General features: G+C 73.1%; 13 protein-coding genes and 1 riboswitch. Of the genes, 5 read left to right on the forward strand and 8 right to left on the reverse strand.

Going from position 1 to position 18,137, the window contains the following annotated elements; genetic code table 11:
• Positions 1 to 99: 99 nt before the first annotated feature.
• Both wrbA and metE read left to right on the forward strand, forming a co-directional pair.
• The gene (gene wrbA, locus LP52_RS09480; protein ID WP_040272539.1) at positions 100 to 732 is read left to right on the forward strand and encodes an NAD(P)H:quinone oxidoreductase; all 633 of its coding nucleotides are present in this window, start codon (positions 100 to 102) and stop codon (positions 730 to 732) included.
• A gap of 178 nt (positions 733 to 910) precedes the next feature.
• Positions 911 to 1,170: riboswitch (cobalamin riboswitch) on the forward strand.
• Positions 1,171 to 1,312: 142 nt separating this feature from the next.
• On the forward strand, positions 1,313 to 3,601 hold the full coding sequence (metE, locus tag LP52_RS09485; RefSeq protein ID WP_040272540.1) for a 5-methyltetrahydropteroyltriglutamate--homocysteine S-methyltransferase: 2,289 nt from the start codon (positions 1,313 to 1,315) through the stop codon (positions 3,599 to 3,601).
• A gap of 268 nt (positions 3,602 to 3,869) precedes the next feature.
• On the opposite strand, the gene LP52_RS09490 is transcribed toward metE, so the two are convergent.
• The 3 genes from LP52_RS09490 to LP52_RS09500 form a co-directional block, all read right to left on the reverse strand.
• Positions 3,870 to 5,432: a PTS transporter subunit EIIC gene (locus tag LP52_RS09490; RefSeq protein WP_040272541.1), complete on the reverse strand. Its 1,563-nt coding sequence runs from the start codon at positions 5,430 to 5,432 to the stop codon at positions 3,870 to 3,872.
• A gap of 36 nt (positions 5,433 to 5,468) precedes the next feature.
• The gene (murQ, locus tag LP52_RS09495; protein WP_052809652.1) at positions 5,469 to 6,428 is read right to left on the reverse strand and encodes an N-acetylmuramic acid 6-phosphate etherase; all 960 of its coding nucleotides are present in this window, start codon (positions 6,426 to 6,428) and stop codon (positions 5,469 to 5,471) included.
• A gap of 525 nt (positions 6,429 to 6,953) precedes the next feature.
• Positions 6,954 to 7,949, reverse strand: coding sequence for a LacI family DNA-binding transcriptional regulator (locus tag LP52_RS09500; protein WP_040272542.1), 996 nt, complete (start codon positions 7,947 to 7,949; stop codon positions 6,954 to 6,956).
• 459 nt (positions 7,950 to 8,408) lie between these two features.
• Here LP52_RS09500 and LP52_RS09505 point away from each other — a divergent pair, with 459 nt between their 5' ends.
• A complete protein-coding gene (locus LP52_RS09505; protein WP_084723058.1) occupies positions 8,409 to 9,821 on the forward strand; it encodes a glycoside hydrolase family 16 protein in 1,413 nt (470 codons plus the stop codon).
• 81 nt (positions 9,822 to 9,902) lie between these two features.
• Here the strand turns inward: LP52_RS09505 and LP52_RS09510 are convergent, their stop codons facing one another.
• The 5 genes from LP52_RS09510 to LP52_RS09530 all read right to left on the reverse strand — a co-directional run bounded on the left by LP52_RS09510 (position 9,903) and on the right by LP52_RS09530 (position 15,427).
• A complete protein-coding gene (locus LP52_RS09510) occupies positions 9,903 to 11,363 on the reverse strand; it encodes an FGGY-family carbohydrate kinase (RefSeq protein WP_040272543.1) in 1,461 nt (486 codons plus the stop codon).
• Positions 11,360 to 12,412 (reverse strand): 2-hydroxyacid dehydrogenase, encoded by a 1,053-nt coding sequence (locus LP52_RS09515; RefSeq protein ID WP_040272544.1) that lies wholly within the window; start codon positions 12,410 to 12,412, stop codon positions 11,360 to 11,362. Before LP52_RS09515 ends, LP52_RS09510 begins: the two co-directional genes overlap by 4 nt.
• 87 nt (positions 12,413 to 12,499) lie before the next feature.
• Positions 12,500 to 12,952 (reverse strand): RpiB/LacA/LacB family sugar-phosphate isomerase, encoded by a 453-nt coding sequence (locus LP52_RS09520; RefSeq protein ID WP_040272545.1) that lies wholly within the window; start codon positions 12,950 to 12,952, stop codon positions 12,500 to 12,502.
• Between the two features lie 7 nt (positions 12,953 to 12,959).
• On the reverse strand, positions 12,960 to 14,732 hold the full coding sequence (locus LP52_RS09525) for a dihydroxyacetone kinase family protein (RefSeq protein WP_040272546.1): 1,773 nt from the start codon (positions 14,730 to 14,732) through the stop codon (positions 12,960 to 12,962).
• Positions 14,732 to 15,427 carry an HAD family hydrolase gene (locus tag LP52_RS09530; RefSeq protein ID WP_040272547.1) on the reverse strand — a complete coding sequence of 232 codons (696 nt, stop codon included), beginning with the start codon at positions 15,425 to 15,427 and terminating at the stop codon, positions 14,732 to 14,734. The genes LP52_RS09525 and LP52_RS09530 overlap by 1 nt, the downstream gene beginning before the upstream one ends.
• A gap of 165 nt (positions 15,428 to 15,592) precedes the next feature.
• Here LP52_RS09530 and LP52_RS09535 point away from each other — a divergent pair, with 165 nt between their 5' ends.
• Positions 15,593 to 16,384, forward strand: a complete 792-nt coding sequence (locus tag LP52_RS09535) for a DeoR/GlpR family DNA-binding transcription regulator (protein WP_040272548.1) — start codon at positions 15,593 to 15,595, stop codon at positions 16,382 to 16,384.
• A 298-nt stretch (positions 16,385 to 16,682) separates the two neighbouring features.
• On the forward strand, positions 16,683 to 18,053 hold the full coding sequence (locus tag LP52_RS09540; RefSeq protein ID WP_084723059.1) for an MFS transporter: 1,371 nt from the start codon (positions 16,683 to 16,685) through the stop codon (positions 18,051 to 18,053).
• Positions 18,054 to 18,137 lie beyond the last annotated feature (84 nt).

Below are 18,137 nucleotides of genomic sequence, written 5' to 3' on the forward strand. Positions count from 1 at the left end.
CCGCCGCGGGAGCAGCCGCCCGTAAGCCGGTGGGCAGCAGCCGGTAAGCGCGGGCGAGCACGGTGGGACCGCACCGAAACGACGAGAGGAACCATCGCAATGAACGCCAACGACGCCCGGATCGCGGTCATCTACTACTCCTCCACCGGCAACATGCACCGCATCGCGGAGGCGTATGCCGAGGGCGCCGCCGACGCGGGGGCCGAAGTACGGCTGCGCAGGGCCGCGGAGCTGGCGCCGGATGCGGCCGTCGACTCCAACCCGGCCTGGCGCGCGCACCTGGACGCAACCGCGCACGTCCCCGAGGCCGGCCACGACGACCTCACCTGGGCCAACGGGTACGCCTTCGGCACGCCGACCCGCTTCGGCAACATGGCGTCCCAGCTGAGGCAGTTCCTGGACACGACCGCGTCGCTCTGGCAGGCGGGCGAGCTCGCCGACAAGCCCGCCACCGGGTTCACCGGGGCCTACGAGGTCCACGGCGGCCAGGAGTCCACCCTTCTTTCGATGTACCAGACGATGTACCACTGGGGTGCGCTGGTGCTGGCGCCCGGCTACGTCGACTACGACGCCGTCCATGCGGCGGGCGGCAACCCCTACGGCGTCAGCCAGACCGAGTCGCTTGCGGCCGAAGACGCCGACCACGTCAAGGCGGTGCTGGTGGCCGCCCGCTCCCAGGGCGGGCGACTGGCCCGTGCGGCCGCGGCGCTGGCCGGCGCACCGGGCAGGTAGCGGTCACGCACACAGCGCCCCTCGTACCGCGGACCGCGGACCGCGGACCGCGTACCGCGGACCGCAGCCGCAGGGTGCCCGCGAGCGCCGACGCCTCAGGCGCCTCGCGGGCGCCCCCGGTGACCGTCGCCACGTCCCGTTGCGGGCCCGGCGGTGTTGCCGGCGGGCGGCGGAGGACTACTCTGGACGTGCTGGTGGTTCGCTCTCCCGCGGCACGCGCCTGAAACAGCGGTCCGGGGCGGGCGAGGCAAGAGGGAACCCGGTGCGAATCCGGGACTGCCCCGCAGCGGTGAGTGGGAACGAACGCCGCCCCCGGTCCCCAGGGACCGGGCAGCACTGGACCGAGGAGTCTGGGAAGCAGGCGGCCGGTAGGAGTATCCGTCCCAAGGGCGGAAGGTGCCCGCGAGTCCGAAGACCTGCCACCGGCACGCGCACCGGCCGGTGCGCGTCGGTCCGAGGTCTCGCGGGAGGACCTGGCGGACGATCAGCCCGCAGTGGCGTCGCACTCACTGCCGCTCGCTGGTCGGCGCAGGCCTCCGCAGACCTCGGAGCCTGTCGTCGAGCTCGCGAGGAGAGAGCGTTGACCAGCACGATCGGATCGACTGTACTGGGCTATCCCCGGATCGGCCCGAACCGGGAACTCAAGCGCGCGCTGGAGAGCTACTGGGCCTCAGACAGCAGCGAGGCGGAGTTGCGTGAGGCGGCGCGCCGCACCCGTACGGGCACCTGGCGCACACTCGCCGACGCCGGCCTGGACTCGGTACCGGGCAACACGTTCTCGTTCTACGACCAGGTGCTGGACACCGCGGTCACGTTCGGCGCGGTGCCCTCGCGCTTCAGCGCACTCGGGCTGGGCCCCCTGGACACCTACTTCGCCATGGCGCGCGGGACGGACTCCGCGGCTCCCCTGGAGATGACGAAGTGGTTCGACACCAATTACCACTACCTGGTCCCCGAGATCGGGCCGGACACGCGGTTCCTGCTCGCCGACCGCACCCCGGTCGAGCAGTACCGGGAGGCGCTGGAGCTGGGCGTGTCCACCCGGCCGGTGCTGGTGGGCCCGGTGACGTTCCTGCTGCTGTCCAAGCCCGCCGAGGGGGCGCCGGACGGCTTCCGGCCGCTGGACCGGCTCGACGACGTCCTCGACGCCTACGCCGAACTGCTGGCCGAACTGAAGGACGCCGGTGCGGAGTGGGTCCAGCTGGACGAGCCGGCGTTCGCCGCGGACCGTTCGGAACCGGAGCTGGCCGCACTGCGCAAGGCCTACCGCAGGCTCGGCAAGGTGCAGGAGCGCCCCCGCCTCATGGCGGCCGGCTACTTCGGCGACCTCGGCGAGGCGCTCGGGGCGCTCGCCTCCTGCCCCATCGAGGCGCTGGGGGTGGACCTCGTCGCCGGCCGATCCGCGCTGGACCGGCTGGCGTCCCTGCACGGGCTGCACAGCAAGACGCTGGTCGCCGGGCTGATCGACGGCCGCAACGTCTGGCGCGCCGACCTGGACCGGGCCCTGACGACGGCGGCCACGCTGCTCGGCGCGGCCGGGGAGGTGGCTGTCAGCACGTCCTGCTCGCTGCTGCACGTGCCCTACGACGTCGGCGCCGAGGCGGGCATCGATCCGCAGGTGAAGTCGTGGCTGGCCTTCGCCGAGCAGAAGGTGGGCGAGGTCGTCACCCTGGGCCGCGCACTGCGTGAGGGCAGGGAGGCCGTGGCCGACGAGCTGGCCCGGGCGTCCGAGGCGGTCGCCGACCGGACGGGGGCCGAGAGGGTGCGCAACCACCGTGTGCAGGCGCGGCTGGGGTCGCTGCGGCCCGAGCACGTGCGCCGCGCCGACTACGCGGACCGCCGCCGGGCGCAGGAGGAGTCGCTTGAACTCCCTCCGCTGCCGACGACGACCATCGGGTCGTTCCCGCAGACGGCCGAAGTCCGCGAGGCCCGTGCCGCGGCGCGCAGGGGCGACATCGACCACGCCGCCTACACCCGGCGGATGCGGGATGAGATCGAGCGCGTCGTCCGGCTGCAGGAGAGGCTGGGTCTGGACGTGCTGGTCCACGGCGAGCCCGAGCGCAACGACATGGTGCAGTACTTCTCCGAGCACATGGAGGGGTTCGTCTCCACCGAGGCGGGATGGGTGCAGTCGTACGGATCCCGGTGCGTGCGGCCCCCGATCCTCTTCGGTGACGTCGCCCGGCCGGAGGCGATCACCGCCGAGTGGGCGACCTACGCCCAGCGGCTGACCGAGAAGCCGGTCAAGGGCATGCTCACCGGGCCGGTGACCATCCTGGCGTGGTCCTTCGTCCGCGACGACCAGCCGCTGGCCGACACGGCCCGGCAGGTCGCGCTGGCGATCCGGGACGAGGTCCGCGACCTGGAGGCGGCGGGGATCCGCGTGGTGCAGGTCGACGAACCGGCGCTGCGGGAGCTGCTGCCGCTGCGCGCGGCGCAGCACCGGGACTACCTGAACTGGGCGGTGGAAGCGTTCCGGCTGGCCACCTCCGGGGTCGCCGCATCGACCCAGATCCACACCCACCTGTGCTATTCCGAGTTCGGCGACGTCATCGACGCGATCGTCGCCCTGGACGCCGATGTCACCAGTATCGAGGCGGCGCGCTCCCGTATGGAGGTGCTCGACGACCTCAACGCGGTCGGCTTCGCACGCGGGGTCGGGCCCGGCGTCTACGACATCCACTCGCCCCGGGTACCCGGGGCCGAGGAAGTCGCCGACCTCCTGCGGACCGCGCTGAAGGCGGTTCCCTCGGAGCGGCTGTGGGTCAATCCCGACTGCGGCTTGAAGACCCGCGGCTACGCCGAGGTCGAAACGGCTCTGCAGAACATGGTCAGCGCGGCGGCCGCGGTTCGCCGGTCCCTTCGCTGATCTCCGGAGCCGCGGGCGGTGCCGACGGAGAGTCGAGACTCCGGCGCCGCCCGCGGCGTCGAACCCGCCGCGAAGGCCCCCGCGGCGCGCCGTGTCCGCCTGCGCCCCGCCTTGGCTTGGCAGACCGGGGTCATGGCAGCCCAGAGCGACGAGGACGACGCCGCCGCGCAGGTCGGCGACCGCCACCCGCCCCGGCTCCGGCCCACCGGGCGCGGATCGGCTCCCGCCCGGTGGCCCGGATCGGGCGGGAGTCGATCCGTGTACCTCCTCAGGCGGTGCGGGCCTGCGCCGGATCGCCCTCGGGGCCGGGTGCGGCGGCGGGGGCGTCCTCGGAGGAGTCGTCCGGCGCCATGCTCTCGGCCGCGTTGAGTTCGGCCGCGGCGTCGCGGCTCAGGCCGAAGAAGTAGGTCAGCAGGAAACCGGCGACGTAGCCGACCACCAGCCCGAGGCCGTAGACCGCGACTGCGGCGCCGATGCCCTGGCTGCCTTGAACCAGAGGGAACAGCGCCCAGCCCGAGGGGCCGATCGCCGTCGAGCCCGCGCTGACCCCCAGTTGGTTGGCCAGTCCGAGGAATCCGCCGCCGACCGCGCCGCCGGCGCAGGCGGTCAGGAAGGGGCGGCCCAGCGGCAGCGTCACTCCGTAGATCAGCGGCTCCCCCACCCCGAGCAGGCCGGCGGGCAGTGCCGAGCGGATGGTGGTGCGGATCCCCTCGTTGTGCTTGAGGCGCAGATACAGCGCGAGCGCCGCGCCCACCTGCCCCGCGCCGGCCATAGCCAGCACCGGAAGCAGCACGGTGAACCCGTCGACGCCGATCAGGGTGGTGTGGATCGGGATGAGGGCCTGGTGCAGCCCCAGCATCACCAGGGGCAGGAACAGCCCGCCCAGGATCAGTCCGGCCGGCGCCCCCGCGTAGCCCAGCAGCCAGTTCGCCGCCACGCCGATGGCCGCGGAGACCTCTCCTGCCACGAACATCAGCCCGTATACCGTGACCAGGCCCGAGACCAGGACCGCGACGGTGGGCGTGACGAGGATGTCCAGGGTGTCGGGCACCCACCGCCGGGTCCAGCGCTCGACGTAGGCGCACAGCACCGCCGCGCCCAGGGCGCCCAGCACGCCGCCCTGCCCGGGTTCGAGTTCGACTCCGAACGCCTGGACGTCGGCCACTCCGGCGAAGGGGATGATGGCGGCGACCGCGCCGCCCAGCACCGGGGTGCCGCCGAACTCCTTGGCGGCGTTCATGCCCACGAACACCATGATCAGGGACATGAAGCCCTTGGCGATCGCGTCCAGGGCGGGCAGCACCGGGCCCAGCCAGCCGAGGTTGGCGAACACGCCGGTGACGCCGGCCAGGATGCCGCAGGCGATCAGCGCGGGGATCAGCGGCACGAAGATGTTGGCGATGCGCCGCAGCATCAGCTTGAACGGGGTGGCGTTGCGCCGCTTGTTCGCCGCCCGGATCGCCTCGCCCTTGGCGGCCAGCGCTTCGGCGTCGCCGCCGGCGCCACCGGCGCCACCGGCGGGCGCCGCGCCCTCGGCCGCTCCGCCCGCGGCACCCGCGCCGCGCTCGGACTCCACGGCCCGGGCGAACTCCTCGGCGACCTTGGCGACCGCGGCGGGCCCCAGCACGATCTGGAAGGTGTCGTCCTCGACCACGCCGAGCACCTTCGGGTGGTCGCGGATCTCCTGCTCGTGGACGAGGGCGCGGTCGGCGACGCCGATCCGCAGCCGGCTGATGCAGTTGGTGACGGAGGTGACGTTGCGCTCGCCGCCGACGAGCGCGAGGAGGTCGTGCGCCGTGGCCGCGTGGCCGGTGGCGCTCGGATCGCTCATTGCCAGCTTCCTTCCGAGCTCGGGGGGTCGGGGGGATCAGTCCCCGCGGGCAGCCGATTCGACCGCGTCGCGGAGTCGGCCGCCGCAGGCGTCGAGGAGGCGGCCGGCTTCCTCGGCGCCGACGCGGCCGAGGATGGTGAGGATCGCCGTCTTGACGTCGCCGGCGCCGGCGGACAGGGCCCGGTCCACCTCGTCGTCGCCGGCGCCGGTGGCCATCTCGACGATCCGGTGGGCACGCGCGCGCAGTTTCTCGTTGCTGCTGCGCAGGTCGACCATGAGGTTTCCGTAGGTCTTGCCCAGGCGGATCATGGTGACCGTGGACAGCGTGTTCAGGACGAGCTTCTGGGCGGTTCCGGCCTTGAGCCGGGTGGAGCCGGTGATCAACTCGGGGCCGGTGTCGACCTCGATGGCGTGGTCGGCGGCGCTGCCCAGGGGTGAACCCGGGTTGGAGGAGACGCCGACGGTCAGGGCGCCGCGTTCGGCGGCATGGCGCACCGCGGCGACGGAGTAGGGGGTCCGCCCGGAGGCGGAGACGCCCACCACGGTGTCCTCGGGGCACAGTCCCAGGTCGTCCAGGTCGGCCGCAGCGGCGCGGGTGTCGTCCTCGGCGCTCTCCACCGCGCCGCGGATCGCGCCGGGGCCGCCGGCGATCAGTCCGATCACCTGTTGCGGATCGGTGTTGAAGGTGGGCGGGCACTCCGAGGCGTCCAGCACGCCCAGCCGGCCCGCGGTACCGGCGCCGACGTAGATGAGCCGTCCGCCGCGGGCCATGCGTGCGGCGATGGCGTCGACGGCCGCGGCGATGGTCGCCGCCGCGGCACCGACCGCGGGGGCCACGGTCCGGTCCTCGGCGTTCATGGTGAGCACGATGGCCTCCGTGCCCATCCCGTCGATCGCGCTCAGGTCGTCGCGCCGGGACTCGGTCGCCAAACCGGCGAGGTCGGTGCGGAGGTCGTCGACGGAGTCGCCGGCCCTGCCGGTGTCGGTGGTGGCCATGAGGAGGAGTGATCCCTTCCGACGCGTGCGCCCCTGAGGGCTGTCCGTGACATGGAAAATTTCCACCTGATGTGGCGAATGTCAAGTAGGAAACTTTCAACCACTGCGCACAGAGGCGCGGAAAGCACCGGCCCCGAGGCGGCGGAGTGCAGACGGAGGCGGCGGACCCGCGTCGGGCCGCTGTCGCTCCAAGGAGACTCGCGGACCGGGACCCGGGCATCGAGCGGCGGCGCGCGCCGCCGCCGCACAGGCCGTCATCGCCTACGGCGGCTTCGATGAGGCCGCCGACGCGGTCGGCGACGGCCGGTCAGGGCTGTACTCGTCGATGTGGAACGCCGCGCAGCCGGTTCGAACGGTGCGGCTGCGCGCGGGCGCGGGCACGGCCTGGGCGGACCACGACAACGCGGTGGCCCGGGCCGACGCGAGCGCTCGGTCCGGGCCGGACCTGCGGCCGGGACGACGGGCGCGCTGAGCGCGGGCCGCGTCGGGGCGGCTCCGCGGCCCGCCCGCGGGCGGGTCCGCGCCTCAGGCCGAGTCGCGCACGATCAGCTCGGTAGGCAGGACCACGCGGTCGCTCGCGCGCTCGGCGGGCGGGGTCAGGACCAGCCTCACCATGGCTGTGGCCTGCTCGACGACCGGGTGGCGGATCGTGGTCAGCGGCGGGTCGGTGAAGTCCGCGGCCTCGATGTCGTCGAACCCGACCACCGCCACGTCGTCGGGGACGCGGCGGCCGGCCTTGCGCAGGGCCTGCAGCGCGCCGACGGCCATCAGGTCGTTGGCCGCGAACACGGCGTCGAGGCCGGGGTCGTCTTCGAGCAGGTGGCGCATGGCCGTCGCGCCCGATGCGCGGGTGAAGTCGCCCACCGCCACGATCGATCGGCGGTCCGATGCGCGCAGGGCGTCGCGGTAGCCGGTGAGGCGGTCCTGCGCGGCCGTCATGTCCTGCGGCCCGGCGATGGCGGCGATGCGGCGGCGACCGCTGTCGAGCAGGTGGCGCACGGCCTGCTCGGCACCGCCCACGTTGTCGTTGTCGACGTGGGGCAGCTCGACCGCAGGGCGGCCGTAGGAGACGGCGGGCACGTCCATGCGCGCGACGGCGCCCGGAAGCGGGTCGGCGCCGTGCATGGACAGCAGCATGACGCCGTCCACGTGCCCGCTGGAGACGTAGTCCTCAACCCGCGCCTGCGCCTGGGGCGAACTGGCCAGCATCAGCACGGCCTGCTTGCCCGCCAGTTCCAGCTCGCTGCTCACCGTGCGCACGACCAGGGAGAACAGCGGATCGTCGGAGAATACGCGGGTGGGCGGTTCGGAGACGACCAGCGCGATCGAGTCGGTCTGGCGGGTCACCAGGCTGCGTGCCGCCGAGTTGGGCACGTAGCCGAGCTCGGCGACGGCGCGCAGGACGGCGTCGCGGATCTCGGGGTCGACGGTGCTCTGCCCGTTGACCACACGCGACACCGTGGCGCGGGACACCCGCGCCCGAGCGGCGACCGCCTCCAAGGTGGGACGTCTGCTGCCCAATGATCCTCCCCAGCCGCACCTCCGGCCGACGCGGAGAGCGCTCCCATACTGGGGCCGCCCCGCCCCGGTGGCACCGTTACGCAACCGTAGCGGTTCGATCCGCCCCCGCTCCCCGCGAACGCGGCGCGGACCGCGGCCGGAAGCGGACGCGCCCGCGTCGGCGAACCGCGCGCTCCGCGATTTCGCCGCGCGCTCCCATCTTCCCATCCTTCCAGTTCCGCGGGCTCCGCCGGAAGGAACGGTACGGGCAGAGCCGATCCGGCGGCTTTGCCGGTCTTGCCTGACGCTGTGGCGTGTGTCATGTTCGGTGCGTGAGAGAGCGCTCTCTCACGAAGACGACCTCCACAAGATCCGCCCCACGCACGGGTCCGCCGACGCATCCGGGGGCGGAACGCACAGTGATCACAGTGCTCGATGCAGCACATCCCCCACCTGCGAGACGCATGGAAAGAGGTCAGAATGGAGAGCCATCAGCCCTCCAGGAACCGAAGGCCGCGCAGGCTGTTCGCCGCCCTGGCCGCGTTCATCCTCCCCCTCACCATGGTGACCACGGCGAGTGCGCCCGCCCAGGCCGACCTGCCCCCGCCCCCGGACGGCTGGAACCTGGTGTGGGGCGACGACTTCGAGGGCCAGGCCGGCGCCCTGCCCGACTCCGACAAATGGATCGTCGACACCGGAACCTCCTACCCCGGCGGACCGGCGAACTGGGGCACCGGCGAGGTGCAGACCTACACCGACTCCCCCGAGAACATCGGCCTGGACGGGCAGGGCAACCTGCGCATCACCCCCAGGCGCGACGCGTCCGGGCAGTGGACCTCGGCGCGGATCGAGACCCAGCGGGCCGACTTCAAACCCGCCGACGGAGAGACCCTGCGCATCGAGAGCCGCCTCCAGGTCCCCGACATCACCGGTGAAGAGGCACTGGGCTACTGGCCGGCGTTCTGGGCGCTTGGTTCCCCTTACCGCGGCGAGTACTGGAACTGGCCCTCTGTGGGCGAGTTCGACATCATGGAGAACGTCAACGGGATCGACTCGGTGTGGGGCGTGCTCCACTGCGGGGTCGATCCGGGCGGGCCGTGCAACGAGACCGAGGGCCTCAGCGACAGCCGGGCCTGCCCCGACTCGACCTGCCAGTCCGGTTTCCACAACTACAGCTTCGAGTGGGACCGCAGCGGCTCCTCCAGCCAGCTGCGCTGGTACGTCGACGGTCAGCAGTACCACAGCGTCGACGAGGGCCAGATCGGTGCCTCGGCGTGGAGCGACATGACCGACCACGCCGGCTACTTCCTCCTGCTCAACGTCGCCATGGGCGGCGCCTTCCCCGACGGGGTGCAGGGCGGCGCCACACCCACCGACGCCACGCGGCCCGGCGAGCCGATGACGGTCGACTACGTGGCCGTGTGGGAGAGCGGCTCCGGCGGCGACGACGGCGGCGGCGACGACGGCGGCGGCGGCGGCGTGGACGCCCGCTCCACCATCCAGGCCGAGGACTACCAGGGGCAGTCGGGCACCGTGCTGGAGACGACATCGGACTCCGGCGGCGGGCACAACGTCGCGCAGATCGGCGACGGCGACCGGCTGCGGTTCGACGGCGTCGACTTCGGCGCCACCGCGGCACAGCAGTTCAAGGCCCGCGTCGCCTCCGGCGCACCCGAGGGGGTCAGCGGCCTGGTCGAGGTCCGGCTGGACAGCCCCACGGCCGAGCCGGTCGCCAGCTTCGCGGTGGCCGGCACCGGAGGGTGGCAGAGCTGGCAGACCGTGCCGATGAACATGAGCCCGGTGACCGGGACGCACACCGTCTACCTGACCTTCACCAGCGGCCAGCCGGCCGATTTCGTCAATCTGAACTGGTTCACGTTCTCCACCACATGACCCCGCTCGCCGGCGCACCGTCCGAACACCGGGCGGTGCGCCGGCCCTTTTCGCTGCGCGGGCGCTGCTCCGCAGTCCGCGTCAGGCGGGCGCGTCCGAGGCCCACAGCGAGCGAGCGCTGTCCAGGTGCGCCCGGTATCGGGCGTAGCCCTCCGCGTAGCGGGCGCTCGTCTCGGGGCGCGGCGGTATCCGCTCGCCCTGGGCGAGCCACCGCGCTTCGTCGGGCGCCTCGCCCAGGGCGCGCCAGGCCGCGGCCGTAGCACCGCGCACCCCGATCGCGTCGTCGGAGGGCAGAATCACCGGCCGCCCCAGCACGTCGGCGAAGACCTGCATCCACGCCCGGGACCGGCTCCCTCCGCCGCAGACGGCGAGGTTTCCGCTCAGTCCGGCCGCCTCCAGGCAGTGCCGGGCCGCATAGGCGATGCTCTCGCAGACCGCGCGGACGACGTCGGCGCGCTCGGTGCCCAGGTTGACGCCGGTGAGCTGGCCGCGGGCCCACGGGTCCACGAACGGCGCCCGCTCGCCCGACTCCGCCAGGAACGGCAGGGCCGACACTCCGCGGGCGCCCGGCGGGCTCGCTTCGAGCAGCGGCTCCACATCGTCGATCCCCAGCCCGAGGAGGTCCAGCAACCAGTCCAGGCCCGCCGTGCCGACCATGGCCGGCATCGCGCGCGAGAACCGGTCCGGCCGGTCGGTGCACAGCCACATGCCCGCGGGTTCGCCGTCCGGCTCCACGCTCACCCGGTCGGCGACCACCTGGCAGGCCAGGGTGGTGCCCACGGTGAGCAGCCCGTCGCCCACCTCGCTGAGGCCGCTGCCCAGCAAGCAGGCGGGCAGATCGAACGGGCCGCCGGTGACGGGGGTGCCTTCAGGCAGCTCCAGCAGCCCGGCGCCACGCCCGTCCAGCGCGAACAGGCGGTGGGGCTCGGCGGGTTCGGTCAGCAGCCCGCGCCGGTGCGAGACACCGCATTGGGCCAGCGCATCGGAGTTGTAGGTGCGGGTGCCCACGTCCAGGAAGGGCAGTGACGCGTCGGAGGCGTCGACGGTGATCTCGCCGGTCAGCTGCTGCACGATCGCGTCGACGCAGTAGCCGGCAACGGCGGAGCGTCCGAGCGTTTCGGGCTCCTCGCGGTCCAGCGCCGCCAGGAGCGGTCCGTGCGCGCCGGGGAACATACCCTGTCCGGTCAGCCCGTGCACCCTGGCCATGGTGCCGTCGTCGTACCACTGCCGCACCAGCGGGCCGGCGCGGCCGTCCAGCCAGGAGACGGCCCGCCGGGTGGGGCGGCCGTCGGCGTCGCGCAGCCACAGTCCGTCGCCCTGACCGGTCAGGGCGACGGCGGTGACCGGTTCCGACTGCGTGGCGGCGACCTTGCGCACCACCGAGGAGACGGTCGCCAGCACCTCGTCGAGGTCCTGCTCGACCCGCGCGCCGCCGGTGCGGTGCAGCGTGGTCGGTTCGTCGGCCTCGGCCGCCGCCCGGCCGTCGCGGTCGAAGACGGCGGCTTTGGTCACCGTCGTGCCCACGTCGACGCCGATGATCATGCGTGCACCTCCCGGACCTCGGGATTGGCAAGGTGGCGGGGCGGTTCTCCGCGCAGGTAGCGCCCGACCTCGCCGGCTACGATACGCGCGGCGCGCTCGGCGGTCTGGCGGGTGGCGCCGGCCAGGTGCGGCGTGGTCACGACGTTGTCCAGCCCGCGCAGCGGCCAGTCGGCCGGCGGCGGTTCGACGTCGTAGACGTCCAGGGCCAGCGCGCCGAGGCGGCCGCTGCGCAGCGCCTCGGGCAGCGGGGCGTGGTCGAGCAGGCCGCCGCGCGCCGTGTTGACCAGCACCGCGCCGCGCGGCATGAGGGCGATCCGCTCGCCGTCGATCATGTTGCGGGTCTCCTCGGTCAGCCGCGCGTGCAGGCTGACCACGGTGCACGAGGACAGCAGCTCCTCCAGCCCGACCAGCCGCACTCCGTCCTCGGCGGCGGTGCTCTGGTCGGTGTAGGGGTCGCTGACCAGGACCCGGGCCTCGAAGGCGCGCAGGATGCGGGCCACGATCCGCCCGATGGCGCCGTAACCCACCAGGCCCACCGTGGTCCCCCGCAGCTCGACGCCCGCCTGCTCGTAGGCGTAGAAGTCGCCCCGCCAGCGGCCCTCGCGCAGTTCGGCGTCGGCGGCGGGCACCCGCCGCAGCGCCGCGAGGATCATCGCGATGGCGTACTCGGCGGCGGCGGTGGCGTTGCGGCCGGGCGCATAGGTCACGGCGACGCCGGCGCGGGTGGCAGCCGTCAGATCGACGTTGACCGGCCCGCCCCGGCACACCGACACCAGGCGCAGGTCGGGGCAGGCGTCGATGACCCGCGAGGTCACCGGGGCCATCTGGGTCATGCAGACCTCGGCGCCGCGCAGGGCCTCGACCACCTGCTCCTCGGTTCCGCTCGCCTCCTCGACCCCGCCGACGGGGCCGAACGGCTCGACGGGCCAGGGCAGTTTCAGCCGGGAGGCCTGCGGGGGCGCCGGCGGGCCGTCGCCGACCTCCTCTTCCACGGCGGCCACCAGCAGGTCCGGGCTGACGAAGTGGTCGCCCGCCGCCAGTACTCGCATGTCGGCTCCTTTTCACGTTCGGTCGGTCCGAACCCCGTCGGGGCCGGAGGTCGGCGGGTTTCGCCCGGTGCGGCCGCCCGCCGCGGCTCAGGCCTGCTCGTAGTCGCTGATGCGGGCGACCTTGGCCGCACTCGCGGAGCCGGGGTCGAAGACGTGGCCGATCCACTCGGCGACGATCCGCTTCGCCAACTCCGGTCCGATCACCCGTGCTCCCATGGTGAGCACCTGGCAGTCGTTGGACTTGACCGAGCGCTCGGCGGAGTAGGAATCGTGGGCGACGGTCGCGCGCACCCCGGCGACCTTGTTCGCCGAGATGCACATGCCGATCCCGGTGCCGCACACCAGCACGGCGCGTTCGACTTCGCCCGCGGCCACCTCCTCGGCGGCCGCGATGCCCAGCAAGGGGTAGGCCCGGTCGTCGGCGGCGTCGGGAACGCCGAGGTCGCGGACCTCGGTGATGCGCCCGTCCGCGCGCAGCAGGTCTTTCAGCTCGTCCTTCAGCGCCACTCCGGCGCTGTCGGCGGCGACGGCGATCTTCACGGCGTGTTCACCGGCTTTCGGCATCGGAGTCGGCGGTGGCGCAGCGGGCGTTGAGGACATCGGCCGCGGCCGAGGCCATCAGCGCCAGCGAGGTGGCTCCGGGGTCGGCGTGGCCCCGGCCGCGTTCGCCCAGGCGGGCGGCGCGTCCGCGTCTGGCGGGCATGTCGGCGGTGGCGCGGGCGGCGTCGGTGGCCGCGACGGCTGCCGCGGTCCACGCGGCCGCAAGCGGTGCGCCGGCGGCGGCATGTTCGACCAGGGTGCCGCGGAAGGGGGCGAGCGCGTCGAGCATGGTCTTCTCCCCGACGGTGCCGCCGCCGAGTTCGCACACCGCCTCGAATGCTGCCTCGACCGAGGGAGAGAGCAGTTTCGCGGTGACCGGTACGGGTCCGGCTGCGGCCAGCCCGCCGCCGATCTCGGTCAGCAGCAGCCCGTAGAGCGCGCCCGAGGCGCCGCCGGCCGCGTCGGCCAGGGCGGTGCCCGCCAGCAGCAGCGCCCGGCCCGACGCCTCGGCGCTGTCGCCGGGGCCTGAGGTCCGGGCCGCCGCGGCGGCCGCGCGCAGTCCGCGCACGATGCCCTGGCCGTGGTCGCCGTCTCCGGCGACCGCGTCGAGTCGGCCCAGTTCCTGTTCATGGGACTCCACGGCGGCCAATGCCGCCGCCAGGGCCTCGGCCGCGACACCGCCATCCGGGGTCGGTGCCGTCGCGGCGGTGTGCGCGGGGCCGGAGGCGGTGCCCGCGCCGGGGCGGGGTGCGGGTCGGCTCCGGGGGACGGCGGGCTCGGCGATCGGCGCCATGGTGAAGGCCGGGCTCTGGCACGGCTCGCTGTAGAGGTCGGCCAGTTCGTCGTCGAGGACCATCAGCGACAGTGACAGCCCGGCCATGTCCAGGGAGGTGACGAACTCGCCCACCTCGGGGCGGTGCGCGGCGATCCCGGCTTCGGCCAAGCGGCGGTGCACTCGCTCGTAGCAGACGAACAGGTCCTCGTAGGGGGTCTGGCCGAGTCCGTTGAGCAGCACGGCCGCGCGTCGACTGCCGGCGTGGGGCAGCTCGGGCAGCAGGGTGTCGACGAGTGTGTCGGCGAGTCCCGCCGGGTCCTGTGCGGGGACCCGCCGCAGCCCCGACTCTCCGTGGATGCCCAGCCCCAGCTCCATGGTCCCCTCCGGCACGGTGAACAGCGGCTCGTTCTGGCCGGGCAGGGTGCACCCGCCGAAGGCCGCGCCGAAGGTGCGGGTCATGGCGTTGGCGCGGGCCGCCACCCGGGCCACGCCGTCGAGGTCGTAGCCGCGCGCCGCGGCGGCCGCGGCGATCCGGAAGACGAAGAAGCCGCCGGCGACTCCGCGGCGCTGCGCGCTCTCCTGGGCGGAGCCGCTGGCGACGTCGTCGGTCACCAGCACGGTGCGGGAGTCGACGCCCTCGGCGGCGAGCCGCCGCGCGGCCAGTCCGAAGTGCATCACGTCGCCGGAGTAGTTGCCGTAGCCGAAGAACACGCCCGCGCCGCCGTCCACCGCGTTCGCGGTGCGGTAGACCTGCTCGGCACTGGGGCTGGTGAACACGTCGCCTACGACGGCCGCGTCGGCCAGCCCGGGTCCCACCAGTCCCGCGAAGGCCGGGTAGTGGCCGCAGCCGCCGCCGATGACGACGCTGACGCGGCCCCGCTCGGGGGCGTGGGCGCTCATCACGCCGTAGGCGTCGGGAACGGGCGCGACCAGCCGGGAGTAGGAGCTGACCAGGCCCTGGATCCACGCGGACTTGAAAACGGCGGGGTCCTCGACCGACGGCATCAGCTGCTCCCCTGGGCTTGGGTCCGGCCGAGCAGCCGCAGGAGGCGGTCGCGGACGTCGGCGAGGTCGCCGGCCTCCTCCGCGGCCAGTTCGAGCGCGTCGGGCGCCGGGCGGTAGCCGGGGGCGGGGTTGGGCAGTGCGATCACGGTCATCTCGGCGGCGTGGGCGGCCCTGATGCCGTTGGAGGAGTCCTCGACCGCGGCGCAGTCGACGCCCTGCCGCCCGATCCGCGAGGCCGCCTCCAGGTAGACGTCGGGGTGGGGCTTGCCGCGGTCGACCTCGGCGCTGGAGACCGTCGCGGAGAAGCGGTCCTCAAGGGCGTGGCCGCGCAGCACGGCGTCGATGAGCCGGCGCGGCGCGGAGGAGGCGAGCGCGATGGTCGTCTCGGCGCTGACGGCCTGCACGGTCTGGCGCGCCCCGGGCAGCAGGTCCACCCGCCCCTGCTCGAAAGCGCCGACCATGCCGTCGACGACGGCGCGTTCGGTGTCGGCCTCGCTCTCGGCGGCGCCCGCCATCCGGTTGAGGTAGTGCGACCATTCGCGGGAGCTCATGCCCTGGACGGTCGCGGTGTCCTCGGAGGACCACCGGGCGCCGTGGCGGGCGGCGTAGTCCGACCACATCTCTTCCCACAGGTGGTCGCTCTCGATCAGTACGCCGTCGAGGTCGAACACCACGGCGCTGAGTCTGCTGCTCATCGCGTCCTCTCATCCACCTTCATGACATCTATGGAGTTAAATTAACACGATCAACGTTATTCGGCTATGCCTTCGTGTTACCCGTAGCACTCGGGAGCGCTCCGATAGCGTCTGTCGAGCAGCACAGCGTCCAGCAGACGGCAGATTTTCGAGGACAGGGGTCCCATGAGCACCCGACGCGGCGATACCCGCCCCCAGGAAGCGCGCCAGCAGGCCATCGCCGAGTTCGTCGCCAAGCAGGGGTCGGCCACGGCGGTCGAACTGGCCGAGCTGACCGGCGTCAGCGTGATGACCGTGCACCGCGACCTCGACGAGCTCGCGCGCCGCGGCCTGCTGCGCAAATTCCGCGGCGGGGTCTCCGCCCAGCCGTCCACGGTCTTCGAGAGCGACGCCGAGTACCGCCTCAACGCGCGCATCGAGCAGAAGCGCGCCATCGCCGCCCGCGCCGCGGAGCTCATCGAGCCGGGCGACTCGGTCATGCTCGACGACTCCACCACCGCACTGCAGCTCGCTGCGCTGCTGGAGCCGCTCGCCCCGCTGACCGTGGTCACCAACTACCGCCGCACCATCGACGAGGTGTGCGCGATGAAGGACGTCCGGCTGATCGCGCTGGGCGGCGACTACTTCCGCACCCACGACTCCTTCAACGGCCTGCCCTGCACCGAGGCGATCTCCTCGGTCAACGTCGACACCGCCTTCATCAGCACCTCCGCCATGACCGCGGCGATGACCTACCACCAGGAGCAGGAGATCGTCGTGGTCAAGCGGGCCATGCTCGCATCGGCCGCGACCAGGGTGCTGCTCATGGACTCCAGCAAGATGCCGCGCACCGCGCTGCACCACTTGGTGCCGGTGGACTCCTTCGACCGCGTGATCGTCGACGACGGCGTGGACGCCGACCTGCTGGCCGAGCTCCGGGACCGGGTGGAGGTCGAGGTCGCCCCGACGAAACAATAGATAACGTATTGCGTGTTAATTTCACGCAGGCTATGTTCTCTCTGTGGCGAAGGTGAGACCTGGATCACGCGCGGCGCCGTGTTCGACGCGGATCACGGCGCCGTACGGCGGATGCAGGCCTTCGGCTCGGGTGCGGGCGTAGATCCGCACGCCTGCGCACCGCCCGGCACCCCGGACCACGGGGCGGGGCGCCGCCAATCCGCCCGCGCCGGGAGCGCCGGGGCGCCGGACGAGTCCGGACCGCGCCTCCCCTCCGGCTCCGCGCCGCGGGCGGATCCCACCCCTGCGAGGAGAGACCATGAACCAGCCGGCGACTTCACGCCAGCCGCAGCACCCGCCTGCCAGCCAGCCCGACCCCGAATCGAAACCGCTGCGCGGCATCGAGCGCATCGGCATCCCCAAGCCGCTCTTCTGGGGTTTCGTCGCCGTGCTGATCTACATGATCGGCGACGGCGTCGAGATCAGCTACCTCACCGACTACCTGACCCAGCCCGACGGCGGCGGGCTGGCCGGCGAGCAGGCGACCTTCGCCACCGTCACCGTCTACGGGGTCGCCGTGATGCTGGCCTCGTGGCTGTCGGGCACCCTGTCGGCCATCTGGGGCCCGCGCCGCGTGATCTGGCTGGGGGCCGCGTGGTGGGTCGTCTTCGAGGCGATCTTCCTGTTCGCCGCCATCCCGTCCCAGAACTTCGCGTTCATCGTGACTACCTACGGCATCCGCGGCTTCGCCTACCCGCTGTTCGCCTTCGCCTTCCTGGTGTGGGCGCAGACCACCAGCCCCACGCGGATGCGCGGGTCGGTCGCGGGCTGGTTCTGGTTCGCCTTCACCGGCGGCCTGCCCACACTCGGCGCGGGTGTGGCGGCACTGGCCATCGGACCGCTGGGCTTCTCGCTCCACGACACGCTCGTCCTGTCGCTGGTTCTGGTCGCCGCGGGCGGCATCCTGGGCTCCTTCGCGGTGCGCGAGCCCAACGGCCTCAAGCCCATCGCCGACGCGTCGGTGGCCAACCCCAGAAGCCACCGCCGGCTGCTGGAGGGCGTGGACATCCTCTGGCGCGACCGCCGCACACTGTTCGGCGGGCTGGTGCGCATCGTCAACACCGCGCCCCAGTACGGGTTCTTCGCGATGTTCCCGTTCACCTTCGGAAGCGCGGGCACCAACGAGGGCTTCCTCAGCATCGCCCAGATCGCCACGCTCACCGCGGCCGCCTACGGCGCCAACATCGCCGCCAACCTGTTCTTCGGCGTCTTCGGCGACTACTTCGGCTGGCGGCGCACGGTGACGGTGTTCGGCTGCCTGGGCTGCGCCGTGGCCACGCCCCTGTGGTACTTCACGGCCATCGCCACGGAGAGCTTCCCCGTGACCATCGCCCTGGGCTGCCTCTACGGCGTGCTGCTGGCCGGATTCGTCCCGCTCTCGGCGCTGATGCCGTCGATGGTGCGGCACAAGGACAAGGGCGCGTCCCTGGCGATCCTCAACCTCGGCGCGGGCGGCGCCGCCTTCGTCGGCCCGATGGTGGTCACCCTGGCCTACCCCCTCGTCGGCGGCGGCGGGGTCGCGATCATCTTCAGCTGCCTGTACCTGGGCGTCGCCGCGCTCTCGACACGGCTGAAGGACCCGAGCGATCCGGGCGAGAAGCGGCTGGCGGCCCGGGCCGGAGCCGTCTGATCCACCCGGCGTGCAGGGCCCGTCCGCGGATCACCGCGGGCGGGCCCCTTCGCGCAGGCGAAGCGGCCCGCGCGACGGCCGGCG

The sequence above is a fragment of the Streptomonospora alba genome, assembly GCF_000826685.1.
Classification (GTDB): domain Bacteria; phylum Actinomycetota; class Actinomycetes; order Streptosporangiales; family Streptosporangiaceae; genus Streptomonospora; species Streptomonospora alba.